The organism is Aminobacter sp. P4_D5 (assembly GCF_056401815.1).
Window position 1 is genome coordinate 1 of the sequence record NZ_JBFUIP010000445.1, and the last position, 998, is coordinate 998.

A 998-nucleotide genomic window follows, 5' to 3' on the forward strand; every position below is an offset into this window, starting at 1 on the left:
CGCCGGGGCCGGTGCGGGCTGGTCCATCACCGCGACGGGGGGCTTGGCCGGTTGGGGCATGGGCTGCGGCGACACAGGCCTCAGCGTGACGATCTGGGCGAAGATGCGATCATCAGCGTCCTTGAGCTGTTCCACGAAGACGGGCTGGCCCTGGTCCACCGCCTCCTCCTCCGTGCTGATCTTGAACTCGGCGAAGGCATCCCCGGAGGGGAAAGGGCCGCGGATGGGGCTCGGCATCAGTTTCCTCCCGTGGGGGCGGTGGGGCGTACAAGGTTCAGCACACGAAGCCGATCGGCCTCGCGCCCCGGCGCCGCGACGAAGTCCGAGACGGTGAGGCCGGTCATCCCCTCGGCGCTCATCGCGGCCAGGATCGCCTCCCGGTTGGCGCGCCGCTGGGCCGCGGTCAGGGATGGGTCTCCGATCATCCGGCGGAGCGCGTCGGCGGCGGGATCGCCCGCGACGGGGATGGCCCCCGCGATGGCTGGCACCACGGCAGCGGGCCGCACGGCAGGCGAAGCCGGCGGGCGCCCGGCGGGTGCGGGTGGCTTGCCCGTATCGGCGGGAGGGGGCGTGCGCCCCTCCGTCTCGTCATCCAGGCGCTCACGCGCCCTCATCGCCTGGTTGCTGGCCGCCTCGCTGAGCGCGATCGTGGCGCCGACCAGCGTGCCGGCGCGATAGTAAGCCAGCAGATCCGACAGCGCGAAGCCGAGCGGGTAGCGGTCCGCCGTGCGGCGAAGGCCTCGCCGGATCCGCCAGCCGATCTCGTTGCGCCGGGCCTGCATGGAGGACTGCAGTGCCGTGGCGGTTCGGTTGACCAGGACCTGCTGGCTGACCGCCTCGTTCGCACCGCCCACCGCAGTGGAGGCGGCGGCCAGGGCCTGGGTGGTGCCGCCTGACGCCACCGCGGCGGCCGCGCTGAGTCCGAGCTGCGTGATCGTCGCCGCCAGCCCGGTGAAACGCTGGACGTCCAGGAGCCCCTGCTCGAACATCGCGTAACG

General features: G+C 72.9%; 1 protein-coding gene and 1 pseudogene. Both read right to left on the reverse strand.

Annotated elements, in window-relative coordinates:
* A partial coding sequence (locus AC1DWF_RS32625; protein ID WP_476842659.1) for a hypothetical protein occupies positions 1-237 on the reverse strand: 237 nt, incomplete at its 3' end.
* Positions 237-998 (reverse strand): annotated as a pseudogene (locus AC1DWF_RS32630) (hypothetical protein); the annotation flags it as partial. The gene AC1DWF_RS32625 and the pseudogene AC1DWF_RS32630, both read right to left, overlap by 1 nt.